The 21,156-nt window shown below is 65.8% G+C and carries 19 protein-coding genes; 9 read left to right on the forward strand and 10 right to left on the reverse strand.

The genetic code is table 11. The annotated features are described in order from the left end of the window. Window positions 1-86: 86 nt before the first annotated feature. A complete protein-coding gene (locus ACYP5B_RS02305; protein WP_459568413.1) occupies window positions 87-1,106 on the reverse strand; it encodes a 2-oxoadipate dioxygenase/decarboxylase family protein in 1,020 nt (339 codons plus the stop codon). A 134-nt stretch (window positions 1,107-1,240) separates the two neighbouring features. Between ACYP5B_RS02305 and ACYP5B_RS02310 the strand changes: the two genes are divergently transcribed. Further along, complete coding sequence (locus ACYP5B_RS02310) at window positions 1,241-2,140, forward strand: LysR substrate-binding domain-containing protein (RefSeq protein WP_318232278.1); 900 nt, start codon at window positions 1,241-1,243, stop codon at window positions 2,138-2,140. An 11-nt stretch (window positions 2,141-2,151) separates the two neighbouring features. Here the strand turns inward: ACYP5B_RS02310 and ACYP5B_RS02315 are convergent, their stop codons facing one another. After that, entirely contained in the window at window positions 2,152-2,649 is a 498-nt protein-coding gene (locus tag ACYP5B_RS02315) for an Mpo1 family 2-hydroxy fatty acid dioxygenase (protein ID WP_459568414.1), read from the reverse strand. 222 nt (window positions 2,650-2,871) lie between these two features. Here ACYP5B_RS02315 and ACYP5B_RS02320 point away from each other — a divergent pair, with 222 nt between their 5' ends. Continuing rightward, entirely contained in the window at window positions 2,872-3,582 is a 711-nt protein-coding gene (locus tag ACYP5B_RS02320) for a Crp/Fnr family transcriptional regulator (protein WP_459568415.1), read from the forward strand. 63 nt (window positions 3,583-3,645) lie between these two features. Next, window positions 3,646-4,503: an arylamine N-acetyltransferase family protein gene (locus ACYP5B_RS02325; protein ID WP_459568416.1), complete on the forward strand. Its 858-nt coding sequence runs from the start codon at window positions 3,646-3,648 to the stop codon at window positions 4,501-4,503. A gap of 8 nt (window positions 4,504-4,511) precedes the next feature. Here the strand turns inward: ACYP5B_RS02325 and ACYP5B_RS02330 are convergent, their stop codons facing one another. Continuing rightward, entirely contained in the window at window positions 4,512-5,285 is a 774-nt protein-coding gene (locus ACYP5B_RS02330; RefSeq protein ID WP_459568417.1) for a TraB/GumN family protein, read from the reverse strand. Window positions 5,286-5,627: 342 nt separating this feature from the next. Here ACYP5B_RS02330 and ACYP5B_RS02335 point away from each other — a divergent pair, with 342 nt between their 5' ends. The 3 genes from ACYP5B_RS02335 to ACYP5B_RS02345 all read left to right on the forward strand — a co-directional run bounded on the left by ACYP5B_RS02335 (window position 5,628) and on the right by ACYP5B_RS02345 (window position 9,304). Further along, window positions 5,628-6,392, forward strand: a complete 765-nt coding sequence (locus tag ACYP5B_RS02335) for an SDR family oxidoreductase (RefSeq protein WP_006160016.1) — start codon at window positions 5,628-5,630, stop codon at window positions 6,390-6,392. 200 nt (window positions 6,393-6,592) lie between these two features. Next, window positions 6,593-8,335 (forward strand): class I adenylate-forming enzyme family protein, encoded by a 1,743-nt coding sequence (locus tag ACYP5B_RS02340; protein WP_459568418.1) that lies wholly within the window; start codon window positions 6,593-6,595, stop codon window positions 8,333-8,335. A gap of 141 nt (window positions 8,336-8,476) precedes the next feature. After that, entirely contained in the window at window positions 8,477-9,304 is an 828-nt protein-coding gene (locus ACYP5B_RS02345) for an acid phosphatase (RefSeq protein WP_459568419.1), read from the forward strand. Between the two features lie 48 nt (window positions 9,305-9,352). Here ACYP5B_RS02345 and ACYP5B_RS02350 read toward each other — a convergent pair whose 3' ends face one another. The 4 genes from ACYP5B_RS02350 to ACYP5B_RS02365 all read right to left on the reverse strand — a co-directional run bounded on the left by ACYP5B_RS02350 (window position 9,353) and on the right by ACYP5B_RS02365 (window position 11,663). Beyond that, entirely contained in the window at window positions 9,353-10,111 is a 759-nt protein-coding gene (locus ACYP5B_RS02350) for an SDR family oxidoreductase (RefSeq protein ID WP_459568420.1), read from the reverse strand. A gap of 60 nt (window positions 10,112-10,171) precedes the next feature. Beyond that, on the reverse strand, window positions 10,172-10,687 hold the full coding sequence (locus ACYP5B_RS02355; protein ID WP_459568464.1) for a CreA family protein: 516 nt from the start codon (window positions 10,685-10,687) through the stop codon (window positions 10,172-10,174). A gap of 16 nt (window positions 10,688-10,703) precedes the next feature. After that, window positions 10,704-11,189 carry an acyl-CoA thioesterase gene (locus ACYP5B_RS02360; RefSeq protein WP_043355051.1) on the reverse strand — a complete coding sequence of 162 codons (486 nt, stop codon included), beginning with the start codon at window positions 11,187-11,189 and terminating at the stop codon, window positions 10,704-10,706. A gap of 192 nt (window positions 11,190-11,381) precedes the next feature. Next, entirely contained in the window at window positions 11,382-11,663 is a 282-nt protein-coding gene (locus ACYP5B_RS02365; RefSeq protein WP_017226623.1) for an HU family DNA-binding protein, read from the reverse strand. Between the two features lie 610 nt (window positions 11,664-12,273). Here ACYP5B_RS02365 and ACYP5B_RS02370 point away from each other — a divergent pair. Next, window positions 12,274-13,476 carry an ammonium transporter gene (locus tag ACYP5B_RS02370; RefSeq protein ID WP_318232269.1) on the forward strand — a complete coding sequence of 401 codons (1,203 nt, stop codon included), beginning with the start codon at window positions 12,274-12,276 and terminating at the stop codon, window positions 13,474-13,476. Window positions 13,477-13,707: 231 nt separating this feature from the next. After that, window positions 13,708-14,538 (forward strand): mechanosensitive ion channel family protein, encoded by an 831-nt coding sequence (locus ACYP5B_RS02375; RefSeq protein ID WP_459568421.1) that lies wholly within the window; start codon window positions 13,708-13,710, stop codon window positions 14,536-14,538. A 67-nt stretch (window positions 14,539-14,605) separates the two neighbouring features. On the opposite strand, the gene ACYP5B_RS02380 is transcribed toward ACYP5B_RS02375, so the two are convergent. Continuing rightward, complete coding sequence (locus ACYP5B_RS02380; RefSeq protein WP_459568422.1) at window positions 14,606-15,826, reverse strand: Bcr/CflA family multidrug efflux MFS transporter; 1,221 nt, start codon at window positions 15,824-15,826, stop codon at window positions 14,606-14,608. Window positions 15,827-16,350: 524 nt separating this feature from the next. On the opposite strand from ACYP5B_RS02380, the gene ACYP5B_RS02385 reads away from it, so the two are divergent. After that, complete coding sequence (locus ACYP5B_RS02385; protein ID WP_400096295.1) at window positions 16,351-16,797, forward strand: hypothetical protein; 447 nt, start codon at window positions 16,351-16,353, stop codon at window positions 16,795-16,797. A 104-nt stretch (window positions 16,798-16,901) separates the two neighbouring features. Here ACYP5B_RS02385 and mdoH read toward each other — a convergent pair whose 3' ends face one another. Both mdoH and ACYP5B_RS02395 read right to left on the reverse strand, forming a co-directional pair. Continuing rightward, on the reverse strand, window positions 16,902-19,454 hold the full coding sequence (gene mdoH / locus ACYP5B_RS02390; RefSeq protein ID WP_459568423.1) for a glucans biosynthesis glucosyltransferase MdoH: 2,553 nt from the start codon (window positions 19,452-19,454) through the stop codon (window positions 16,902-16,904). Next, window positions 19,427-21,010: a glucan biosynthesis protein G gene (locus ACYP5B_RS02395; protein ID WP_400096293.1), complete on the reverse strand. Its 1,584-nt coding sequence runs from the start codon at window positions 21,008-21,010 to the stop codon at window positions 19,427-19,429. Before ACYP5B_RS02395 ends, mdoH begins: the two co-directional genes overlap by 28 nt. Between the last annotated feature and the right edge of the window lie 146 nt (window positions 21,011-21,156).

Raw genomic sequence — 21,156 nt, forward strand, 5'->3', positions numbered from 1 at the left:
GCCTGCCTGCGCTTGCCCGCTGGCCAGCCATAAGCCCAAAAAAGGCCGGACGAGCCGGCCCTTGTCCTATTGCCGCATTACCGGCTTCAGCAGGCTGCGGTCATCTTGAAGATGCCCTGCGCATTGCCGGCATCGAACGACAGGTCCAGCGTGCCGGCTGCAGCCTCCGTCGCGGGCACGAAATCGCGCGTGATGAACTCGTAGAACGAGCCCGGCACGGTGCGCTTGACCACTACGCCGTCGGCGCCGACAAACCCGCGCTCCACCGGATCGGCCTTGAATGCCGTTTGCAGGACCCGCCCGGAGCGCGACACTTCCACCGAATCCTTGATGGGGCGGCCCAGGCTGCGCTGCGCGTCTGCCACGGCACGCACATCCGCGACGCGGTCGGTGGCGTGGTTGAAGGCATTGCCCTCGGTGGAAATCCAGGCCATCTCGGCCGATTCCTTCAGCAGCAATTCATAGTCGGCCAGCGCCGGCTCGGCATGGTGGCGGGCGAAGCAGGCCGCCAGTTGCGGCACCAGGCGCGCCGCATCGGCCATCGGCAGGCTCGCATCGCGCTCCAGCAGGGCCAGTTGCGCCACGGCCTCGTCGCCGAGCGGATCAGCGGATTCCGACACCACGCGCGACACGGCAGCCTGGAAATCGGCGCTGAAACGCTCGGGATGCAGCTCGCTCAGGAAGTACTGGGCGATGTCGTCAGGCAGGTCGGCATGCGCGTAGGAGCGCCCGGTCATGCCGATGCGCTCGAGCGGATAGGTGCCGTTGAGGCGGTAGCCCAGCGGCCCCAGGATGCGGGTGAAAGCGATCTCGCCCGAGGGCAGGCTGCCGCAATCCCACTTCACCGTGCGCAGCGCGCCGTGGTCGAACACCACTTGCCCGCCCGCCTGGATCACGTCGCGGGTATAGGCCATGCCGGTCGGCACGCGCTCGAGGATGCCGGCGAACAACACCATATTGAGCGCCTGCGCCACTTCGGCACGGCTGGCCTGTTCGCTGGGAGAAGACAGCAGTTGCGGGGAAACATTCATCAATTGCAGCAACTCGGCTGCTTGGGTTTCGCCACAAACGGTCTCGAGGAGGCGTTGCAGATTCGGCTTCGTCATGGTCAATGCGCTGGAATGTGTTTGTTTTCGGGGGATAGCGGGGGCCGACGGCCTCCGGATGGGGCTTATTGTGCGACTGCGGCAGAGTTCGTACAATTGATAACTTCGCACCAACTTCCTTCCAAAAACGCACTATGCGCAAGGGCATTCCCAGCCTCACGGCACTGCAGATGTTCGAGGCCGCGGCGCGCCTGGGCAGCTTTACCCGCGCAGCCGACGAGCTGGCGGTGACAGAGAGCGCGGTCTGCAGGCAGATCGCGGGGCTGGAAGCACGGCTCGGCGTGCCGCTGTTTCACCGCATCCGCAAGCGCATCGTGCTGACCCCGGCCGGCGGGACCTATGCCGAAGAAGTCCGCGAACGGCTTGACCAGATCGAGCAGGTGACGCTGGATGTGATGGCCCAGCGCCCGCGCGGGCGCGCCATCGAACTGGCCATCGGGCCCACCTTTGCCAGCCAGTGGCTGATCCCGCGCCTGCCGCAGCTAGCGCGCGCCTTGCCCGATCTCACGCTGCATCTCTCGGCGCGCACCGAGGCGTTCGAGCTCAGCGATACCGCGTTCGACGCGGCCATCTACTACGGTGAAGGACTGTGGCCCGGCACGCAGGGCGAGCGGATCCTGCAGGAAGGCCCGTCGGTGCCGGTGTGCAGCCCCGCCCTGCTGGGGCGCCGCAAGCGCCTGGACCTGGATCAGTTGCTGGAATTGCCGCTGCTGCACCTGAACACGCGCTTGCGCGCCTGGAGCGACTGGCTCGCGGCCGCGGGCGCGGCGCTGCCGGCACAGGCCTTGCGCGGCCCGCGCTACGACCTCTACACCATGCTGGCGCAGGCGGCGGCCGCCGGCATCGGCGTGGCGCTGATCCCACGCATTCTGATCACCGAGGAACTGGCGCAGGGCCGGCTGGTGGTACCGCTAGCCACGCTGCCGGCGGAGAACGACAATCGCAAGGCCTATTATTTCGTCCACCGGCGCGGCCTGCCGCCCGACGACAAGGTCTTGCAACTGCGCGACTGGCTGCTGGCGCACGGCGGCTAGTACGCCGGCTATCACTGCGTGTGGCCGCTGACGGCCTCGCGGGTGTCCCGCGCCAGGCCCATCGCAAAGGCCACTTCCGCGACAAGGAAAAGCGGCCCGATCAGCAGGCCGACCAGGTCATCCACAAATGCCGGCTTGCGGCCTTCGTAGTAGTGGCCGACGAACTGGATCAGCCAGCCCGCCACAAACAACCCGATGCCCCAGGCCAGCCACGCGCCGGTGGACAGCGCGGCGATGGCGCCGCCGACGTAGACGAACCCAGCCAGGATCGCCGTCATCGCCAGCCCGAACCCCGCCGACAGGCGCAGGTAGAACAGGCAGGACAGCCCATACACGACCATCGCCGGCGTCAGGTATCCCGCGCCATCGCCAAGCGGCATGGCCGGGCGGGCCAGCAACGTGGTCACAGCCAGCACAATCATGGGAATGCCGATGAAATGGCTGAACACATTGCGCGCGTCGCGGTGATAGGCTGCGTAGTTAGCCAGGTGGTCGATCAGTGTCTTCACGGGGTCTCCTGCCGGGGCGTCGTTGTGGCCGCGTTTATTTGTGGCCGTGTTATTTGTGGCTGCGTTATTTGTGGCTGCGTTATTTGTGGCTGCGTTATTTGTGGCGGCGTATTTGTGACCACGTATTGTGGCTACGCGTTGTGGCCGTATATTAATAGGCAGGAAAAAGCCCGTCTGTCCGGTTTTTGACAGTCCGCAAGGGCATCGATCAAGGAGACCATCATGCGCCTGGCAACCCGCAACCAGCAGGAGCCGGCCCTGGACCCGTTGCACGCCGTGCGCGGCGGGAGCTGGTTTGGCGCCTTGCCGGCGGCCATGCAAGACGCCCTGCTGCGGGACGCGGCCACGCGCAAGCTGGCCCCCGGCCAGCTGCTGTTTACCCGCGGCAACGCCTTCGACGGCATCTACGGCGTGATCGCCGGCACGGTGCAGATCGACACCCACAGCGAGTCCGGCAAGGCCGCTTTGCTCGGCCTGCTGGGGCCGGGGACCTGGTTTGGCGAGATTTGCCTGTTCGACGGGCTGGAGCGCACGCACGACGCCCATGCCACCAGCGCGGCCACCGTTTTGCACCTGCAGCGCGACAAGCTCTACGCGATGCTGTCCATACATCCCGAATGGTGGCGCGAGTTCGGCAAGCTGCTCGCCGCCAAGACCCGCGAGGCCTTCCACTACGTGGAAGAAACGCAGTTGCTGCCTCCCCTGGCGCGCACCGGGCGCCGGCTGGTGGCCATTGCGCAGGCCTACGGCGACCTGCCCGGGCTGGAGCGCCGCTCCGTGCATATCCCGCAGGAACAACTCGGGCAGATGCTCGGGCTGTCGCGCCAGACCGTCAACCAGGCCCTGCGCGAGCTCGAAGCGCGCGGGCTATTGCGGCTGCATTACGCCGACATCGAGCTGATCGACCTGCCGGCATTGCTGGCGCTCACCTGACAGCGCCGCCCTTTCCGATCCTTACCGCCTGCGCGGGCAGCACAAGCCAAACATCCCTTCGCCATGACCTCACTCGACGACACCCGCCTGCACGCCTATCTCAGCCGCACCGGCCATCCGCTGCCGAGCCAGCCGGACCTCGCTACGCTCGACAGCCTGATCGCCGCGCAACTGGCGCATATTCCCTTTGAAAATGTCGACGTGTTGCTGCAGCGCCCGATCAAGATCAACCTGGACGCGGTGTTCGACAAGCTGGTCGCCAATGCACGCGGCGGCTACTGCTTCGAGCAAAACACCTTGCTTGCCGCCGCGCTGCGCGCGCTTGGCTACGTGGTCACGCCGCTTGCCGCGCGCGTGCGCTGGAACGTGCCGGAAGACGTGCCCACCATGCAATCGCACATGCTGCTGCGCGTGGAGGCCGCGCATCACAGTTATATCGTGGACGTAGGCTTTGGCGGCCCTACCCCATATCGGGCCATGCCGCTACCGCAGGCGGAGCAAGCCGATCCGTCGTTTCCGTACCGCCTGATCAGCGTGGAGACGACAGGGGCGGCCTTTCACGTCTACGACCTGGAGGTCAAGGGCGCAAGCGCCTGGTTCAAGCTCTACCAGTTCGATCTTTCGCCCCAGCAGGCCGTCGATTTCGAGCCGCGCAACTGGTACACCTCCACCCATCCCGACAGCCTGTTCCGCAACGCCCTGACCCTGGCGCGCTCGCAGGGCGACACCCGGCTGACGCTGGTCAACGGCGACTTTGCCGTGCGCGCGGCCGATGGCAGCGTGCAGCGCCAGCATCTGGAAACGCCGGCTGCCATCGTCGAGGCGCTGGGGGATCGCTTCGGGCTGGTGCTGGATCCCGCTGGCCAGGCGCGATTGGCGCAGATGCTGCCCGCGCTGATCGAGGCGCGTCGCAACAGCTAGCCGTTGGCTCACCAGGGTTCGGGCAGCAATTCGAAGCCGGCGGCCCCCAGCAGCGCCGGCAGCCCCGCATCCCCCACCATGTGCAGGGCACCGGCCACGATCAGGGTCGGCACCCGATCCGCGATCAGCGCCTGGATCTTTGGCATCCACTGCTGGTTGCGTGCATCGACCAGCACCGCCAGCGTGTCGGGCCATTGCGCGCGGCGCTGGGCTAGCAGCGCGCCAAACGGCCCGGCCTGCCCTTGCCGCCACCAGCGCACCATATCCGCCGGCTCCGCCGCGGCCAGCTCCGGCTGCTCGGCGAAGAAAGCCAGCATCGACACCTGCTCCGCCAGCGGCACGCACTGCAACATCCGCAACGCCTCGGTGCCATCCTCCAGCGCATCCGTCGTTCGCCCGTCGACAACGGCGCGCGACCACAAAAAACGATCGACGCCATGCTGCGCCAGGATGCCGTGCCTGGCGGCCACCGCGAACTGCAGGTGCATCGCGGCGAACACGGGGCGCAGGCGCTCCAGTTCCGGGCCGGGCAGGCCGAACTCCAGCCAAAGCGCCTGCACCTGCTCGAAGGTAGCAGGCTGTAGATGGCGGCTAAGACCATCGCCGTCCGGGAAATACGCCGGCCCGAAGTCCGGCGGCTGGTCCAGCGCCACCTCGAAGACCACCCGCGCCGAAGCCCGATACGCGCGCTCCGCGGCCGACGCCAGCGCCGGCAACGGCGCATCCAGCACGTGGATCACACCCAGCAGGTAGACCTCGGTATCCCTGATTTGCCAAAGCATGAAACGCTTACCTCGTCCTTTGTGGCCCTTTCGGCCTGTTGCGGCCTGTTCGCCGTTTGTGGGTGCGGACATCATGCCGCAGTCTTGCTGACGTCATGCACCGAATGAATTGCCAACAGAAAATTCTCTGATAAGCCGGGGCGACTGCCGATTTGCTTGTGGACTGAGCCATGCCTCCCAACCATAATGTACCGGCCGGTAGCACTATGGTACTGACAAGCCCCTGCATGAACCGCTGTGCAGAATGCGCGCCGGGCGGTGCTGCCAGGATGCAGATTCAATAGCGCCCTTTAAAGATCATCTGGTCCCGCCCCGCGAGGACCAGGACACCAGGAGACACGCATGTCATTGTTCGACCTGACCGGCAAGGTTGCCGTCGTCACCGGCTCTTCTCGCGGCATCGGCCGCGCCATCGCCGAGCAGATGGCGGTGCAGGGAGCCAAAGTGGTGATTTCCTCGCGCAAGGCCGAGGCCTGCCAGGAAGTCGTCGATGCCATCAATGCCAAGCACGGCGCCGGCACCGCGATTGCCGTGCCCGCCAATATCTCCTCCAAGGAAGACCTGCAGCGCCTGGTCGACCAGACCAACAGCACGTTCGGCAAGATCGACGTACTGGTCTGCAACGCGGCCTCCAACCCCTACTACGGCCCGATGAGCGGCGTGACCGACGAGCAGTTCCGCAAGGTGCTGGACAACAACGTCATCTCCAACCACTGGCTGATCCAGATGGTGGCCCCGCAGATGCTTGAGCGCAAGGACGGCTCGATCATCATCGTGTCGTCCATCGGCGGCCTGCGCGGCTCGCCCACCATCGGCGTGTACAACGTGTCGAAGGCAGCCGACTTCCAACTGGCGCGCAACCTGGCGGTGGAGTTCGGCCCGAGCAACGTGCGCGTGAACTGCATCGCCCCTGGCCTGATCCGCACCGATTTCGCCAAGGCGCTGTGGGAAGATCCGGAGCGCTACAAGCTGTCGACGCAAGGCGCGCCCCTGCGCCGCATCGGCGAGCCGGTGGAGATTGCCGGCGCCGCGGTGTTCCTGGCCTCCTCGGCCAGCACCTTCATGACCGGCCAGGCCATGGTGGTGGACGGCGGCGTCACGATCTGAGCCGCGCCACACCTGCTGTTCCCGTTCCGGGCTCGCTCCCGGCCTCAGGCCCAATGCCTGAGGCCTGAGGCCTGAGCCGGGGCACTTCGTGCCCGCATGCGTTGCCGCCCGCCACACCGGGCAGGCGCGGCCTGCGGGCAAGCTGCCGCGCCGGCATGCCAGAGCGTTGCCCATCCTGCCATGCAGTCAGGGAGGCACCAATGTCGAACAACCCGCAAACCGCTACGACCTGGCCGGCTATCAGCCTGGCCGAGGCCCACGCCCGCCTTACCGCGCCCGGCGCCCCTTTCGAAACTGAAACGCGCGTGATCCGGGGCATTACCACCGTCGTCTGGAAAAACGCGCCGCCCACGCTGCGCGACCTGTTCCTGCAAGCCCGCACGCTGGGCGACAAGACCTTCGTGGTCTATGAAGACGAACGTGTCTCGTACGATGCGTTCGCCCGCGCCGCGCTCACCATCGCGCATGCGCTGATCCGCGATGGCGTGAAGAAGGGCGACCGCGTGGCGCTGGCCATGCGCAACCTGCCGGAATGGCCGGCCGTCTTCTACGGCGCCTTGCTGACAGGCGCGATCGTCACGCCACTCAACGCCTGGTGGACCGGGGCAGAACTGGAGTACGGCCTGGCCGATTCCGGCAGCAAGATCGCCATCGTTGACGATGAACGCCTGGGCCGCATCATCGAGCACCTGCCAGGCTGCCCCGCGCTGGAGAAAATCTACGTCAGCCGCGCCGGTGCACCAGCCAGCGACGCACGCATCAGCGCGCTGGAGAGCCTGATCGGCACGCCCGAGCAATGGGCATCGCTGCCCGAACTGCCGGTGCCCATTGTGGCCATCGACGCCGACGACGACGCTACCATCTTCTATACGTCAGGTACCACCGGCAAGCCCAAGGGCGCCCTCGGCACCCACCGCAACGCCACCAACGTGGCCGTGGCGGGCGCGTTCAGCCCGATGCGCAATTGCCTGCGCAGCGGCGAGCCGATCCCCGCGCCCGATCCGGCCGCGCCGCAAAAGGGCATGCTGCTGTCGGTACCGTTCTTCCACGTTACCGGCTGCATGGCGGTGCTGAACGGCGCGCTTGCCAGCGGCAGCAAGATCGTGTTGATGCGCCGCTGGGACGCGGTGCGCGCCATGGGGCTGATCGAGCGCGAGCGTTGCACGGCGGCCGGCGGCGTGCCCACCATCGCCTGGCAGATCATCGAGCATCCGGAGCGCGAACGCTTCGACCTGTCCTCGCTGGAAAACGTCAACTACGGCGGCGCGCCCGCATCGGCTGAACTGGTGCGCCGCATCAAGGAAGTGTTCCCGCATTCGGCCCCCGGCATCGGCTGGGGCATGACCGAGACCTCGGCCACCTTCACCAGCCACAGCGCCGAAGAGTATGTGGAGCGCCCCGAAAGCGGCGGCCCGGCCTTGCCCATCGGCGAGATGAAAGTGGTGGACGGGCGCGGGCGCAGCTTGCCCACTGGCGAGACCGGCGAACTGATGGTGCGCGGCGCCAACGTGGTGCGCGGCTACTGGAACAAGCCGGAAGCCACCGCACAAACGTTTATCGGCGGCTGGCTCAAGACCGGCGACATCGCACGGCTGGACGAGGAAGGCTTTGTCTATATTGTCGACCGCATGAAGGATATGTTGATCCGCGGCGGTGAGAACATCTACAGCATCGAGGTAGAAAGCGCGCTGTACGGCCACCCCGCGGTCATGGACGCGGCACTGGTCGGCATCCCCCACCGCACGCTGGGCGAAGAGCCCGCGGCCGTGGTCAGCCTGAAGCCAGGCGCGCAAGCCACCGAGGCAGAACTGCAGGCGTTCGTGGCCGAGCGGCTGGCGGCCTTCAAGGTGCCGGTGCGGATCGTCTTCTGCCCCGACATGCTGCCGCGCAATGCCAACGGCAAGATCCTGAAGTCGACACTGCGCAAGATGTTCGAAGCCTGAGCACGCGCGCAGGACATGGACAAGATCACCCGGGCGGCCGTGAACGGGAGCATGGCCGCCTGCTTACCGGTACCACGCCGGTCCTACGGGGACCATGGAAACGACCAACAGATGCAAGCACACTCATCCACCAAACATGTCATGCCATCCAGCAACCGGCTCGCCGGCTTGTCCGTGCTGGGCGCCGCCTTGTTCCTTGCGGGCTGTGCCAGCCAGGGCCAGGGCGGCACCGCGGCTGCGGTGCCGGAGATACGGCCCGGCATTCTCGCCGGCTACCTGCCAGCGGACGCACGGCCCGATAGCCTCGCCTTGGTGCCGCCGCCGCCCGCGCCCGGCTCCGCGGCGCAAGCCCTGGACGACGAGATCGCGCGCGGCAACCAGCCCCTGCGGGACACGGCGCGCTACCGCCAGGCCACGCTCGACGCCAACCTCAAATTCCCGCAGGCCGCGGGGATCTTTTCGTGCGCGCTGGATGCGCCGATATCACAAGAGCAGACGCCCCGGCTCTACCTGTTGCTGCGCCGGACCCTGGCCGATGCGGGACTATCGACGTACGGCGTGAAAGACAAATATGCGCGCGCCCGGCCGTTCATGGTCAACCAGCAGCCGAGTTGCACGCCTGCCGAGGAAGCCATGCTTTCCAAGGATGGCTCCTACCCTTCGGGCCATAACGCCATCGGCTGGGCATGGGCGCTGATCCTGGCGGAAATCGCGCCGCAACAATCCAATGCGATCCTGACACGCGGGCTGGCCTATGGCCAAAGCCGGCTGGTCTGCAATGTGCACTGGCAAAGCGATGCGACGCAGGGCCGCATCATGGGCGCAGCTACCGTGGCGCGCCTGCAAGCCGACCCCACCTTCCGTGCGGATCTTGCGGCAGCCAAGGCGGAGGTTGCGCAAGTCCGCGCCAAGGGCCTGAAGCCGACCGGCGACTGCCGGGCCGAAAGCGAGGCGCTGGCGGTCAAATAGCGGGAGCCGCCTGGCCGCCGCGATGCCGGCCAGGCGGTTGCGCCATGTTCAGCCGCGCCCGACGAAGGGCATCTTGGTGGCCATCACGGTCATGAACTGCACATTCGCATCCAGCGGCAGGTTGGCCATGTGAACCACCGAGCTGGCCACATGCGCCACGTCCATCAGCGGCTCGGGCGCGATCTCGCCGTTGGCTTGCGGCACGCCGCGCGCCATGCGCGAGGCCATGTCGGTGGCGGCGTTGCCGATATCGATCTGCCCGCACGCGATGTCAAAGGCGCGGCCATCCAGCGAGAGGCTCTTGGTCAGCCCGGTTATGGCGTGCTTGGTGGCCGTGTACGGCACCGTGTTGGGACGCGGCGCGTGCGCCGAGATCGAGCCGTTGTTGATGATGCGGCCACCACGCGGGCTCTGCGACTTCATCAGCGCAAAGGCGGCGCGCGAGCACAGGAACACGCCGGTCAGGTTGGTGTCCAGCACCGCCTGCCATTGCGCAACAGACAGTTCATCGATCGACACCGCCGGCGCATTGATGCCGGCGTTGTTGAACAGCACGTCGAGCCGGCCGAAATGGTCGCGGATCTGGGCGAAGAGCCGCTCCACCGAAGCCGGGTCGCTGACGTCGCACTGCACGGCGAGCGCCGTATGGCCCTCGGCCTTGGCTTGCGCGACCAGCGCCTCGAGCGGCTCGGCGGTACGCCCGGCAAACACCACCCGGTAGCCTGCCACGAGCAGCGCCTGCGCCACCGCCTTGCCGATACCGCGGGCCGCGCCCGTCACCAGCGCAACCTTGCCTTGCTCACTCATGCTGTCTTCTCCGGATTGGAATGATGGATTTGTCGTGGTGCTATATCTGGATACGGATGCCTACTTGACCGGAATCGGCGTGTCCGCCGCCACCGGCACGGCTGTCACGCTATTCTGCGGGCTGCCGGAAACGATGCGGTCCGAGTAGGTCAGGTAGACCAGGGTATTGCGCTTGCGGTCGACCGTGCGCACCACGTGCAAGGTCTTGAACAGGATCGACATGCGTTCGGAAAACACATTGTCCTGCTGGCGCAGCGGCCCCTTGAACGTGATCGGCCCGACCTGGCGGCAGGCAATGGAGCTTTCCGGCGGATCTTCGGCCATGCCCAGCGAGCCCTTGATGCCGCCGGTGCGGGCACGCGACACGTAACAGGTCACGCCCTCGACCAGCGGGTCGTCATAGGCTTCGATCACGACCTTGTCGGAGCCGGTCATGCGGAAATTGGTGCTCACGCTGCCGATTTCCTCGGCATGCGCGGCCGGCGCCAGCAGCGCCAGGGCCGCCAGCAGGCCACTCAGGCCCGCCAGGGGCCACAGCGGCCTACGGGAAACGCAATGGGTATGCCCGGATTGCATGGCCATGCTGCCCACCTCAGGACACCGTGCCGGTGATTTCATCGTGCCGTTTTTCCATTTCCTGGCGCAACTGGCGGCGCAACTGGGCCGCGGCAAAGCGCTGGCGCTCGACTTCGTCGCGGGGCACCAGCGGCGGCACTTCGGCGGGAGCGCCATTGTCGTCCACCGCCACCATGGTGAAGTAGCAGCTGTTGGTATGGCGAACCAGCTTGCTGCGGATGTTCTCCGTGATCACCTTGATGCCGATCTCCATGGAACTGCGGCCGGTAAAGTTGACTGCCGCCAGGAACGTCACCAGTTCACCCACGTGGATGGGCTGGCGAAACACGACCTGGTCGACCGACAGCGTGACCACATAGCGCCCGGCATAGCGGCTGGCACAGGCGTAGGCCACCATGTCGAGGTACTTGAGGATGGTGCCGCCGTGCACATTGCCGGAGAAATTAGCCATGTCCGGCGTCATCAGCACGGTCATGGAAAGCTGGTGGGACAGGTCATTCATGATGAGAATCCGGAATATGGAAGCGGCCGGGCCGACCCGCGGTGCGGGTCGAAAGGCTGGCGCCGACGATCGGCAGTTTAACCCGGAACGATCGCCCTGCCTTGCCCCCGAGAAGGTCGAAAAGCACCCCGGCACCAATAAAAAAACGGCCCAACGGGCCGCCTTCTTGTTTGCGCCTGGGGCGCGGACTACTTATTTCTTCTTGTTCACAGCGTCCTTGAACCCTTGGCCGGCAGAGAACTTGACCGTCTTGGCGGCCGGAATCTTGATGGTCTCGCCAGTACGCGGATTGCGTCCGGTACGCGCAGCACGCTTGCCGGAGCTGAAGCTGCCGAAGCCCACCAGCGTTACCGAATCACCCTTGGCAACCGCCTTCTTAATGTTGTCCAGAGCGGCATTCAGCGCGCGCTCCGCTGCAGCATTGCTCAGTTCCGCGTCAGCGGCGATGGCAGATACCAGTTCACCTTTATTCATGGCTGATTTCCCTTGTTGGTCGTCTTGATCGGAGTGTCTGCCACGCGGCAAATTACCGATCGGCGCAGTCTAATCCGCGCTTTACGCATTGGGCAATCCCCAGTGGCACCAATGCAACGAAAAAAGCCGCAAATCCTTGAGTCAAGCGCCTTTGCGGGGAATTTACCCCTCCTTTTCCGTGCTTTAAAATGCGGTCATCAAGGGTAATGGTCATTCGAATGCGCGTACGGGATGCAATGCGCCGCTTGAACAAGGCCAGGCCATTCCTGCGCGCACCGTGCCGCCCCGGAGAGCACCTTACCGGCCAGATGGGCGGCATGCAGATGGCTGCGGACGGCCCTGACACGAAGAACCATTATGGTGCATTAGCCGACAGGCGCGCGCCCCAAAACGAAGCATTGCATCATTTTGGCGCAACCCTCACGCTCCTGGCATCCCCATCGCATGACGGATCGCTTCCCGGATCCTGCTTCGCAATCCGCACCGCGTCCCATCGAGCGCGACAATCCGGTGCAAAACCCACCAACACGGTGCAGAATCCTGGCCGCCACGCCCCAGACTGGTACGCTTTTTGCATCCGTGTGCTCCCATTTTGCGCATTGAGGATTGTATGGACAAATGGAAGAGCGGCACCGATGCCCTGTTCATCTTGCTAGGGGCGATCATGGTGCTCGCCATGCACGCGGGCTTTGCGTTCCTGGAGCTGGGCACGGTGCGCAAGAAGAACCAGGTCAATGCACTGGTCAAGATATTGGTGGATTTTGCCGTTTCCACGATCGCCTATTTCTTTATTGGCTACACCGTGGCCTATGGGGTCGAGTTCTTCACCAGCGCCCACGCGCTGGCGGAGAGGAGCGGCTATGAGCTGGTGAAGTTCTTTTTCCTGGCCACGTTCGCCGCCGCCATACCGGCGATTATTTCTGGCGGGATTGCGGAGCGCTCGCGCTTCAATCCGCAGTTGGTGGCAACCTTCGTGCTGGTTGGCCTGGTCTACCCCTTCTTCGAGGGCATCGCCTGGAACAACCGCTTCGGGGTGCAGGACTGGATCGCCTCGGTCGCGGGCGCGCCATTCCACGACTTCGCCGGCTCCGTCGTGGTCCACGCCATGGGCGGCTGGATCGCGCTTCCCGCCATCCTGCTGCTGGGCGCGCGCCGCGGCCGCTACCAGAAAGACGGCCGCATCAGCGCGCACCCGCCCTCTAACATCCCGTTCCTGGCGCTGGGCGCATGGGTGCTGGCGGTAGGCTGGTTCGGCTTCAATGTCATGAGCGCGCAAACCGTCGACAAGATCAGCGGGCTGGTGGCCATCAACTCCCTGATGGCCATGGCCGGCGGCACCCTGGCGGCCTGGGCAGCCGGCCGCAACGATCCGGGCTTTGCCTACAATGGCCCGCTGGCCGGGTTGGTGGCGGTCTGCGCGGGTTCGGACCTGATGCATCCGCTAGGCGCACTGCTGACCGGCGCGATCGCAGGCGGGCTCTTCGTCTACCTGTTTACGCTGGCCCAGAACAAATGGCATATCGATGACGTGCTGGGCGTCTGGCCGCTGCACGGGCTGTGCGGCGCATGGGGCGGCATTGCCGCCGGCATCTTCGGCACCCAGGCGCTCGGCGGCATCGGCGGTGTTTCGCTGGGCGCTCAGCTCATCGGCACCCTGCTCGGCATCGTGATCGCCCTGGTGGGTGGCACCGTGGTGTACGGCACGCTCAAGAAGGTGGTTGGCATCCGGCTTGACGCTGAATCGGAATACAACGGCGCGGACCTGTCGCTGCATCGCATCTCGGCCACGCCGGAACGCGAAACCAACTGGTAAGGCCTGGCGCGCAGGGCAATGGCGCCCTTGCGCCCCCCATTGCCCCACCTCCCGCCGCATGGCCGCAAGTGGCGCGCTGCGCCCTTCGCGGCCATTTTGTGCTTGAACTTCCGCTCGCTGCGTAGCAATAATGCGTTGCCCGCCTTCGCGCCCCGCCCCCGACGCGCCCGGGCATCCGCTGCATGTTGTTACTTGCCTGTGTACCTGCCGAGCCAGCAAGGGAGAAACGCGATGGATGCTACAACGCTGCAGAAGTACCAGGATGTTGTCGTCGCCTATGCAACGGAAGTCGGGTTCAAAGTCATCGCCGCCCTCGTCTTCTGGGTGGTTGGCCGGTGGCTGATCCACGTCGTGGTGCGGATGGTGCAGGGGTCCCTGACCAAGCAGAAGGTCGACCCGACCTTGCTGCGCTATGTCGGCTCCATCGTCACGGTGACCCTGAATATCGTGCTGGTGATCGGCATCCTGGGTTACTTCGGCATCCAGACCACCAGCTTTGCCGCGCTGATCGCGGCGGCCGGCATCGCCATCGGCATGGCGTGGTCGGGGCTGATGTCCAACTTCGCGGCAGGCGCTTTCCTGGTGGTGCTGCGACCCTTCAAGGTCGGGGATTTCGTCACCGTAGGCGGGGTGACCGGCACCGTCAGGGAGATCGGCCTGTTTGCCACCACGCTCGACGCGCCAGACAACGTCCTGACCGTGGTCGGCAACAACAAGGTCTTTGCGGACACAATCCAGAACTTCAGCGCCAACCCGTACCGCCGGGTCGAGCTCAAGGCCCAGCTGGCCGGCTGCACCGACGCCGCCGCGGCCGTCACCCTGCTCAAGGAGCGGCTGGCCGCGCTGCCCAACGTCCTGGCCGAGCCGCCGCCCGACGTGGAGATTATCGAGTTCACCCTGGTGGGGCCGGTGCTCGCGGTACGTCCGTACTGCCATACCGACCATTACTGGCAGGTGTATTTCGACAGCAACCGCGTGATCCGCGATAGTTTTGGCGAGGCCGGCTTTGCCGCCCCAATGCCAGCCCAACTGGTGGTGCTGCAAAACAGCGCGGCCGCTTAGCCGTGTATCGATGGGAGCGTGCAGCCACGCTGAGCCTGGCCGCCCTGCTACGCCAGAGGAGCCCGCATCATTCGGCGCTTTGGACCGTCGCGCCTGAACGGCCAAAGGCTCGCATCAGCACGGCGCCGGTACCGCAAACGCCCATGACCACCGCCAGCGGCAGCGCGCTGCCGTCCCGCCAGAAGCTGACGGCGGCGCCGGCCAAGGTACCCAGGGAGAATTGCAGCGTCCCCATCAGTGCCGAAGCGGTGCCGGCACGATGGCCTTGCTGGGCCATGGCCAATGCCGAGGCGTTCGGCAGGATGCAGCCGAGGCTGGCGATAAACACAAAGAAGCCCGCCAGCAGCACCGGCAGCGGCGCCAGGCCGGCCAGCACAGCCGCGGCCAGGACGAGGCCGGCCAGGCACGGCGCAAGCAGCGCGCCGCGCAGCACGTGGTCGAGCGTGCGGTTGCGCACCAGGCGCGCGTTGAGCTGCGACATGCCGATCAGGCCCAATGCGTTGGCGCCGAACACGAAGCCGTAATGGGAGGGATCGATGCCATGCAACTCGATCAGCACGAACGGCGAGCCCGCAATGTATGCAAACATTCCCGCCTGCGCGCAGCCGGCCGACAGCGAATAGCCGACGAAACCCCGATCTCGCAGCAACTCGCCGTAGTTGGAGAGCACGCGGCCCAGGCGCAATGGCATGGCGCTGGCGTGATCGAGCGATTCCTCCATGTACCGGTGGACCACCCACAGGATCAGCAGGCTGCTGCCGCACAGCAGCCAGAAGATGGCACGCCAGCCGAAAGCTGCAAGCACGCCCCCCCCGATGATGGGCGCCAGGATCGGCGCCAGCCCCATCACCAGCATCAGCGAGGAGAAGGCACGCGCGGATTCATGGGCTTCCAGCCGGTCGCGAATGACGGCACGCGCCATCACCATGCCAGCGCAGCCGCCCAGGGCCTGCAGGAAGCGCCACAGCATCAGCGCCTCGACGTCGTGCGCGAGCGCGCATCCGGCCGCGGCCAGCGCATAGGCTACCAGGCCGACGTAGAGCGGCGGCTTGCGGCCATAGCGATCGCTGATCGGACCATAGAATGCCTGCCCCACCGCCAACCCGACCAGGAAGGTCCCCAGCGTGAGCTGCACGCGGCCGATATCGACCCCGAGATCCCCAGCCAGCGCGGGGAAACTCGGCAGGTACATGTCAATGGAAAGCGGCGCCAGTGCGGTAAGCGAAGCGCATACCAGGAGCCAAAGCGGAAAGCGCCCGGATTGCGGGGCGCGGGTGGAGCGGGTCATCGAAACATCCTGAGGAGCAACCAGGCGGCCGGCACGGCCACCAGCGCCCAATCACGTCAAATCGGCTAACGGCGTAGCGGCGCGGGAGCGGCTAAAGACGTAATTGTTGCATAGCGTAACAAGCCGCGCACTCGGCACGCCGCGCGGCGATGATGCAGGCGCGCGTCCGACCGGGTGCGCGCAACTGTGATGACAGGCCTGGCGATGCCGCGGCATCGCGGCGATTTCGGGCCTCGCTTCGCCGCGGATCGGAGGAGTGCGTGGCTTTCAACGGCAGCAAAGCCAAGGGTACAATGCCAGCCTGTCGGCCGCCCGGGGCGGGCGATCACGCAGCCCGACGCACCGCGGGAACCCACCCGCTGGCGCGGTTCCCGGCAACGTTTTCCTGCATGAGAACAAGATACAAACTGCTTTCTGTCCTTCTTACCCTGGCCGCCGGCGCGGCTAGTTTGCCGTGGGCGCAGTGCGCGCACGCGGCACCGGTTCCAGCCAGGCCCGCAGCCTCTGCGCCTGCCCCTGTCGTAATGGACGAGGCCGATGCCCTGGCACAAATGCTCAAGGGCGCCGCCACGGGCCAGAACACCGGCGCGGCCGGCGTGCCCGAATTGCTGCGCAATACCGCTCGGCCCGACAACATATTGTCGCGCGCCTGCCGCCAGCTCAACGATGCCCTGCCCATCGAGATCGATGGCGAGACGCGCTTGCGCCGCTGCCAGTCGGTCCCTGGCAAACATGTCCTGTTCCAGCTGGAGCTGACCAAATACCGAGGCCCCATGCTGGACCTCGCCAGCTTCGAGCTCAGCTACGCCGCGCCGCTGCAGCGCAATATCTGCGCAAACCGGGACGTTGAAATCCTGACCAAGCTGGGCGTCAGCATGATGTTCCGCTACATGACGCGCAACGAGCGCGGCGAGCGCCGCGTCGGCGACGTCTACATCAACGCGCCCATCTGCTCCTCGGCGCTGCGCTAGACCCTCGCTAAACCCTCTCTATTCCCGCGCCCACCCTATTCGGATTTCCTGCCAGGCTCCCGGCGCCCTGCCGCCGGGAGCAGGCGCGCCGGCGCGGCGCAAGTTCAGGTGAGCCTTGGACGCAACGGCACCACGTTGGCCGCGCGCCGGGGCAGCACCCGGGTTTCCTTCCATCGTGCGTGCGCCAGCGGTGAGCCCCATACCAGTTCATGCAACTGGGCCAGCGCAAAGGGATCGCCCAGCAGCAGGTGTTTCTGGGCAGCCGTGAGCGCGTCCGGACCGGCGCTCAGGGCCTGCTGCACCAGCGCGGCGTGCTCCAGTTGCGTGGCCTGTGGCTGCACCACGCGCGACGAGCCGGTCGCGCACATCAGCGCATTGGTCACCGGGTCGACCACGGCGTCGATAAATGCCGGCGGCTCTCCCGCTGCCTCCACGTGTTTCTGCATGGCCACCATCTCGCGCGGGGGCGTAGCCTCCTCCGGGGTCACGAACAACCTGGCCCCGCGCATCGCACGGCCAAGCGAGACCCGCGACAGCCAGACCGAAAGCGGAATCGAGCATGCCAGCGAACCCACGATCGGCAGCAGCCACCAGACAAAATTCTGGTCCAGCCACAGCACCAGCCCGCCCCACGCCAGGCCCAGCAAGGTATGCATGCCGTGGCGGCGGAACGACTCGCCCCAGCTGGTCTGCGCATCTTCGCGCGGCGGCGACTTCCAGGTAATGCCCCAGCCGCTATAGGCCGCCACCACGAACTTGGTGTGGAACAGCATCCGGACCGGGGCCAGCAAAGCCGACATCACGACTTCAATCAGCATCGACAGCACCAGGCGCAACGGTCCGCCATAGTTGCGCGAGTCCTTCATCAGCAGCACCACGCTGGCGATCTTGGGCAGGAACAGCAGCGTGGCGGTCGCCGAGAACAGCGCCAGCGCCTTCTCGGGATGCCACTCCGGCCAGGTCGGGAACAGCTGGTAGGGCTGCGTGAAGTACTCCGGCGGCACCAGCGCATGCTTGGCCAGCATGATGGTGGACAACACCAGGAACAGGAACCACAGCGGCGCCGACAGATAAGCCATCACACCGGTCAGGAACACCGCGCGGTGCACGGCGTGGAAGCCCTGCTTCATCCACAGGCGGAAGTTCATCAGGTTGCCCTGGCACCAGCGTCGATCGCGCTTGACCTCATCGAGCAGGTTCGGCGGGAGTTCCTCATAGGAGCCCTCCAGGTCATAGGCAATCCACACGCCCCACCCGGCCCTGCGCATCAAGGCGGCCTCGACGAAATCGTGCGAGAGGATTTCTCCTGCCAGCGGACCCTTGCCGGGCAGCGGCGCCAGCGCGCAATGCTCCATGAACGGCTGGATGCGGATGATGGCGTTGTGGCCCCAGTAGTGCGATTCGCCGAGTTGCCAATAATGCAGGCCGGCGGTAAACAGCGGCCCGTACACGCGCGTGGAAAACTGCTGCACGCGCGCATACATGGTCTCGCGGCCCACGGCTAGCGGCGCGGTCTGGATGATGCCAGCGCCCGGATTGCCTTCCATCAGCTTGACCAGCGTGGTCAGGCATTCGCCGCTCATCACGCTATCGGCGTCCAGCACCACCATGTAGCGATAGGCGCTGCCCCAGCGGCGGCAGAAGTCCGCCACGTTGCCGGTCTTGCGCTTCACGCGGTGGCGGCGCCAGCGGTAGAAGATGCGGCCGAAACCGTTGACCGCGCGGCAGGTTTCCATCCACGCATCGGTCTCGGCGGTACGCAGGTCCGGGTTGCCGCTGTCCGACAGCACGAAGAAATCGAAGCGCGCCAGCTCACCGGTGCGCTCCATCGACTCATAGGTCGCGCGCAGTCCGGCAAACACCCGGGTCACGTCCTCGTTGCAGATCGGCATGATGACCGCCGTGCGCGCCTCCTGCGCGATGGGACCATCCACCGCGGCCGATCGCGAGATCAGATGGCGGTCGCCGCCCTTGGCCAGCACCAGGAAGCCCATCATGGCGGTCCAGAACCCTGCCGACACCCACGAGAACAGGATGGCGAAGAGCGCCAGCACGGCGATCTCCAGCGGGTCGGTGCCGTGATAAGGCAGCACCTTGGTCATGAAGTACGTAGCCAGCGCGGTCTGCCCGGCAACCAGGCCGAGCAGTACCCAACGCCGGTGCGAGCCCGCCGGATGCCATTTGCCCTCGGCATCGGGACCGTCATGCAACGTGTCCCAGGTCTCCGGCACGGGCGGGCGGCCCAGCATGCGCCGGCCCAGGTTGCGCAGGAAGCCGGTGACGATGTGCGGAGGCCATGCCCGCGGCACCATCGAAGCGCGCTCGGGCTTGGGACCCGTGTCGATATGCACCGTGCCATCGTCGCGGCGCTGGACCAGCGGCTCGCCCGCTGCCTGGGGGGCGCCATAGGCAAGGTTGAGGCGGCGCCCCACCGAGCCGTAGGACGCGCCCGCCGGGGATGGCTCGCCGTCCTTGGCCGCGAGTGTTCGCTGCAGCAGATGCATGGCCGACTCGGTGTCGGCGGCGTCGCTGCCAGCGACGTTGTTAAGCAGCTCGCGACGCTGGTCGGGCGAGACAGGAACGCGATCGAGATAGCGCTCGCATGCCGCCGCCGGAGCGGTGCGCCGCTTTAGCCTGGGGGTAAGATGTAGCTCCACGTCTCAGATAGGGTTGTATTGCCGTTGCGAAGATAGCCGCGCAATTCGACCGGTTTGTTCTCGTCCTTGCGGCGCACGACCATGGTCATGCGCCAGCCGCCGGTGGCCGCATTGCGTTGCGTCGAAGTGTTCAGCAGCTCCCCGTTGCTGTCGGCCGAGATCACCGGATCGATCCGGGTATCGGCGGCCAGTTTCTTGAAGGCCGGGCCTTCAAAATCCACCACCAGCGAAAAACTGGTGTCGTCCTGCTTGCGGCTGAGGCCCTGGCCACGCCGCGTTTGTGTCACCCACGACAGCGGCGGCTGTTTCTCGCCGTCCTTCTGCCACAGCAGGCGATATTCGAAATCGAAAGGTTGCTTGGGCTTGGGCGGGTTGTCAGGCACCCAATAGGCCACGATGTTGTCGTTGGTCTCGTCCGGGGTCGGGATCTGCACCAGCTCGACCCGGCCCGGGCCCCAGTTGCCTTTAGGCTCCACCCAGGCGCTCGGGCGACGCTCGTACCACGCGCCGATTTCCTGGTAGCTGCTGAAATTGCGATCCCGCTGCATCAGGCCGAACCCTTGCGGATTGGTCGCGGCAAACGAGGTCACCAGCAGGCGCTTGGGATTGCTCAGCGGCCGCCACAGCCACTCACCCGTGCCAAGCTGCACCGAGAGCCCGTCGGAGTCATGCACCTCGGGCCGGTAGTCCGGCACCGACGAAGGTTGGTTCTCGCCAAACAGGAACATGCTGGTCAGCGGCGCCAGGCCAAGCTTGGTGACGTTCTCGCGCGTGAACAAGCGCGACTTCACCTCCATGACCGTCTCCGTGCCTGGCCGGATCACGATCCGGTACGCCCCGCTCATGCGGCGCGAGTCCATCAGCGCATAGATGGTCAGTTGCTTGTCCGCCGGCGACGGCCGCTCGATCCAGTACTCGACGAAGCGCGGGAACTCCTCGCCCGAATTGAGCCCGGTATCCACGGCCAGGCCGCGTGCCGACAAGCCGTACCACTGGTCCTTGCCCAGCGCGCGGAAATAGCTGGCGCCCAGGAAGGAAGCGACTTCGTCCTTGCCCTTGGTGCCGTTGAGCGGATAGAGCACGCGGAAGCCGGCAAAGCCAAGGGTCTTGAGCTTGCTGGCATCGACCTTGTGCGGTCCGTAGTTAAACGCAGACGGCTCGAAGCGGATCTCGCGGGCGCTCCCACTCACCACTTCATTGATGCGCACCGGCTGGTCGAACACCATGCCTTCGTGAAAGAAGGAGAGCTCGAACGGCAGCTTGGCATTGCGCCACTGGAAACGCTCTGGCTTGTATTCGATCTCGCGATAGCGCTCGTACGGCAGCTCGCGCAATTCGCTTGGCAGATTCTGCACGGGAGCTTTGTAAGGGCTTGCGGCCAGCTGGCGCGCGCGCGCCGCCACGGTATCGAAGTCGAACGCGTGTGCCGCCACGGCACACATTGCCAGCATGCCGCCGCACAACCACCTGCCGAGGCGCAGTGCGCTTGTGTTCGCAGGCGCCGCTGCACGGCGCTGGATAAATTCGACGGTCGGCAAGGTAGCAGTTTCGGACATGAATGCCAGTGACGGGCGTAGTTGGACGGTTGGGATCGATCAAGCACCGCAGCAAAAGGCGGACCACCATGCGACCGGGATGACTACAGCAACGGCGGGATGCCGGCCAGCGCGTACCCTGGGGAGGCTTTGGGGGCTCTCGTGGC

It is taken from the genome of Cupriavidus sp. 8B, assembly GCF_054589115.1.

Bases quoted from the DNA above. Each gene is read 5' to 3' on its own strand.
- ACYP5B_RS02330 (WP_459568417.1), bottom strand. From the start codon at position 5,285: ATGCTTTGGCAAATCAGGGATACCGAGGTCTACCTGCTGGGTGTGATC.
- ACYP5B_RS02360 (WP_043355051.1), bottom strand. From the start codon at position 11,189: ATGAATGACCTGTCCCACCAGCTTTCCATGACCGTGCTGATGACGCCG.
- ACYP5B_RS02335 (WP_006160016.1), top strand. From the start codon at position 5,628: ATGTCATTGTTCGACCTGACCGGCAAGGTTGCCGTCGTCACCGGCTCT.
- ACYP5B_RS02375 (WP_459568421.1), top strand. From the start codon at position 13,708: ATGGATGCTACAACGCTGCAGAAGTACCAGGATGTTGTCGTCGCCTAT.
- ACYP5B_RS02395 (WP_400096293.1), bottom strand. From the start codon at position 21,010: ATGTCCGAAACTGCTACCTTGCCGACCGTCGAATTTATCCAGCGCCGT.
- ACYP5B_RS02325 (WP_459568416.1), top strand. From the start codon at position 3,646: ATGACCTCACTCGACGACACCCGCCTGCACGCCTATCTCAGCCGCACC.
- ACYP5B_RS02345 (WP_459568419.1), top strand. From the start codon at position 8,477: ATGCCATCCAGCAACCGGCTCGCCGGCTTGTCCGTGCTGGGCGCCGCC.
- ACYP5B_RS02370 (WP_318232269.1), top strand. From the start codon at position 12,274: ATGGACAAATGGAAGAGCGGCACCGATGCCCTGTTCATCTTGCTAGGG.
- ACYP5B_RS02350 (WP_459568420.1), bottom strand. From the start codon at position 10,111: ATGAGTGAGCAAGGCAAGGTTGCGCTGGTGACGGGCGCGGCCCGCGGT.
- ACYP5B_RS02365 (WP_017226623.1), bottom strand. From the start codon at position 11,663: ATGAATAAAGGTGAACTGGTATCTGCCATCGCCGCTGACGCGGAACTG.
- ACYP5B_RS02305 (WP_459568413.1), bottom strand. From the start codon at position 1,106: ATGACGAAGCCGAATCTGCAACGCCTCCTCGAGACCGTTTGTGGCGAA.
- ACYP5B_RS02340 (WP_459568418.1), top strand. From the start codon at position 6,593: ATGTCGAACAACCCGCAAACCGCTACGACCTGGCCGGCTATCAGCCTG.
- ACYP5B_RS02355 (WP_459568464.1), bottom strand. From the start codon at position 10,687: ATGCAATCCGGGCATACCCATTGCGTTTCCCGTAGGCCGCTGTGGCCC.
- ACYP5B_RS02385 (WP_400096295.1), top strand. From the start codon at position 16,351: ATGGACGAGGCCGATGCCCTGGCACAAATGCTCAAGGGCGCCGCCACG.
- ACYP5B_RS02320 (WP_459568415.1), top strand. From the start codon at position 2,872: ATGCGCCTGGCAACCCGCAACCAGCAGGAGCCGGCCCTGGACCCGTTG.
- ACYP5B_RS02380 (WP_459568422.1), bottom strand. From the start codon at position 15,826: ATGACCCGCTCCACCCGCGCCCCGCAATCCGGGCGCTTTCCGCTTTGG.
- ACYP5B_RS02310 (WP_318232278.1), top strand. From the start codon at position 1,241: ATGCGCAAGGGCATTCCCAGCCTCACGGCACTGCAGATGTTCGAGGCC.